We start from the raw sequence: 3,444 nt of genomic DNA, 5'->3' as shown, positions 1-3,444 counted from the left end.
CAAAACTACAAGCGTTGAAGTCAGGAGAGAACAGGAATGTCGACGTATTATTCTGAAGAGCACGAGTGGCTGCGAGTTGAAGGAGAAGTTGCGACGCTGGGGATTACGGTTCATGCGGCTGAGCAGCTTGGCGATGTTGTTTTTGTCGAGCAGCAGGAAGCGGGTGACGAGTTTGAGAAGGGCGGCGAGATCGGCGTGATCGAGTCGGTCAAGGCGGCGTCCGAGCTTTATGCGCCGGTGGATGGCGAGATTGTCGAGGTGAACGAGGCGCTGGCGGACAATCCCGGTTCGCTGAACGACGACCCCGAGGGCGAGGCGTGGATCTACAAGATCAAGATCGCGGATGCGTCGCAGCTGGAGGATCTGATGGATCTGGACGGCTACAAGGCCCTGATCGGCTGAGCAAATGGCGGGTTCCGACGGGATCCGCCCCTTCTTTCACCCGGAGCCGCTGATTTGGGCTCCGCCCGTTTGGGCCTGACACTGTCCCCGGACAGGTTCCAGGACGGCCCTTACCCCACGCCGGAGGCTCCTGCCAGAGCGGCTGGGTGAGACATTTCATGAGGAGCGCTGCAATGGCCTTCAAACTGACCGATTACGAAGCCTATGACTTCGCCAATCGCCGCCACATCGGCCCGTCGCCCACCGAGATGCGCGACATGCTGAAGGTGATCGGCTTCAAGACGCTGGACGAGCTGATCGACGCCACCGTCCCGCCGGCGATCCGGCAGACAGAGCCGCTGGACTGGGGTCCGGCGATGACCGAGCGCGATGCGCTGTTCCACATGAAAGAGGTGGCGCGCAAGAACAAGGTTCTGACCTCGCTGATCGGTCAGGGCTATTACGGCACCACCACGCCGGCGCCGATCCTGCGCAACATCCTGGAAAACCCGGCCTGGTACACCGCCTATACGCCCTATCAGCCCGAGATCAGCCAGGGCCGTCTTGAGGCGCTTCTGAACTTCCAGACCATGGTCAGCGACCTGACCGGGCTGGACGTGGCCAACGCCTCGCTGCTGGACGAAGCCACCGCGGCGGCCGAGGCGATGGCGATGGCCAAGCGCGGCGGCCGGTCCAAGGCCAACAACGCGGCCTTCTTCGTGGACAAGAACTGCCACCCGCAGACCATCGCGGTCATTAAAACACGCGCCGAGCCTCTGGGCATCGACGTGCAGGTGGCCGATCCGGATACGCTGGATGCTGGTGCGGTGTTTGGCGCCATCTTCCAGTATCCGGGCACCTATGGCCATGTGCGCGACTTCTCTGCCGAGATCGCGGCGCTGCATGAACATAAAGCGATCGCCATCGTAGCGGCCGACATCCTGTCGCTGGCACTGCTGAAGTCACCGGGCGAGATGGGCGCGGACATTGCCATCGGCTCGACCCAGCGCTTTGGCGTGCCGATGGGCTATGGCGGCCCGCACGCCGCCTATATGGCGACCACCGACAAGCTGAAGCGATCCATGCCGGGGCGGATCATCGGCGTCAGCATCGACAGCCGTGGCAACAAGGCGTACCGCCTGGCGCTGCAGACCCGCGAGCAGCATATCCGCCGCGAGAAAGCCAACTCGAACGTCTGCACCGCGCAGGCGCTGCTGGCCGTCATTGCCTCGATGTATGCGGTCTATCACGGCCCCGACGGCATCAAGGCCATCGCGCAATCGGTGCACCGCAAGACCTCGCGCCTGGCCGACGGTCTGGAGGCGGCAGGCTTTGCCGTGGAACCCGAGGTGTTCTTCGACACCATCACGGTCGAGGTCGGCCATCTGCAGAAGACGGTCATGGAGGCCGCCGTGGCCCGGGGCGTCAACCTGCGCAAGGTCGGTGACAGCAAGGTCGGCATCAGCCTTGATGAACAGACCCGCCCCGAGACCATCGAGGCGGTCTGGGGTGCATTCGGCATCGACCGCAAGGATGACAGCTCGAACAAGCATTACCGCCTGCCGGAACATGCGCTGCGCGAAAGCGCGTACCTGACCCACCCGATCTTCCACAAGAACCGGGCCGAGGCCGAGATCACCCGCTACATGCGCCGTCTGGCCGACCGCGACCTGGCACTGGACCGGGCGATGATCCCGCTGGGGTCCTGCACCATGAAGCTGAACGCCACGATCGAGATGATCCCGGTCACCTGGCCCGAGTTCGGCAATCTGCACCCGTTCTGCCCTGAAGATCAGGCGCAGGGCTATCACGAGATGATTGCCGATCTGAACGACAAGCTGTGCCAGATCACCGGTTATGACGCGATCAGCCAGCAGCCCAACTCGGGCGCGCAGGGTGAGTACGCGGGTCTGCTGACCATCCGCAACTATCACTTCGCCCGCGGCGAAGGGCACCGCAATGTCTGCCTGATCCCGACCTCGGCGCATGGCACCAACCCGGCTTCGGCGCAGATGGTGGGCTGGCAGGTGGTGCCGGTGCAGTCGGACGACAAGGGCAACATCGATGTCGCCGATTTCCGCGCCAAGGCGGAAAAGCACAGCGACCATCTGGCCGCCTGCATGATCACCTACCCCTCGACCCATGGCGTGTTCGAGGAAACCGTGCAGGAGGTCTGCCAGATCACCCATGACCACGGCGGTCAGGTCTATATCGACGGCGCCAACATGAACGCCATGGTCGGTCTGGCCCAGCCGGGCAAGATCGGCGGCGATGTCAGCCACCTGAACCTGCACAAGACCTTCTGCATCCCGCATGGCGGCGGCGGCCCCGGCATGGGTCCGATCGGCGTAAAGGCGCATCTGGAAGAGCATCTGCCCGGCCACCCGGAATACGGCACCGCCGTGGGCCCGGTCTCGGCGGCGCCCTTCGGCTCGCCCTCGATCCTTCCCGTATCGTGGGCCTATGTGCTGCTGATGGGCGGTGAGGGTCTGACGCAGGCGACGAAAGTGGCAATCCTGAACGCCAACTACATCGCGGCACGGCTCAAGGATGCCTATCCGATCCTCTACACCTCGGAAACGGGCCGGGTTGCGCATGAATGCATCCTCGACACCCGTCCGCTGGACGAGGCCGCGCATGTCAGCGTCGACGACATCGCCAAGCGACTGGTCGATTCAGGCTTCCACGCGCCGACCATGTCCTGGCCGGTGGCGGGCACCCTGATGGTCGAACCCACCGAATCGGAACCCATGGCCGAGCTGGACCGCTTCTGCGATGCCATGCTGTCCATCCGGGCCGAGGCGCAGGACATCATCGACGGCAAGATCGACGCGGACAACAACCCGCTCAAAAACGCCCCCCACACGGTGCGCGATCTGGTCGGCGACTGGGACCGCCCCTACACCCGCGAACAGGCCTGCTTCCCCCCGGGCTCCATGGGCGTCGACAAATACTGGTCCCCCGTCAACCGCGTCGACAACGCATACGGCGACAGAAACCTCATCTGCACATGCCCTCCAATGTCAGAATACGAAGAAGCCGCTGAGTGAAAGATAAAACCCC

Annotated in this window: 2 protein-coding genes; both read left to right on the top strand. The window is 63.6% G+C overall.

Annotation, left to right across the window (positions count from 1 at the left end):
- Nucleotides 1-36 precede the first annotated feature (36 nt).
- Entirely contained in the window at nucleotides 37-402 is a 366-nt protein-coding gene (gene gcvH / locus ACR0JW_RS23770) for a glycine cleavage system protein GcvH (RefSeq protein ID WP_170613943.1), read from the top strand.
- Between the two features lie 173 nt (nucleotides 403-575).
- A complete protein-coding gene (gcvP, locus tag ACR0JW_RS23765; protein WP_170682866.1) occupies nucleotides 576-3,431 on the top strand; it encodes an aminomethyl-transferring glycine dehydrogenase in 2,856 nt (951 codons plus the stop codon).
- Nucleotides 3,432-3,444: the final 13 nt, after the last annotated feature.

Source organism: Ruegeria sp. BG6 (assembly GCF_056538465.1).
The sequence above is the reverse complement of the archived record's forward strand: the minus strand, read 5'-3'. Positions and strand labels throughout refer to the sequence as shown.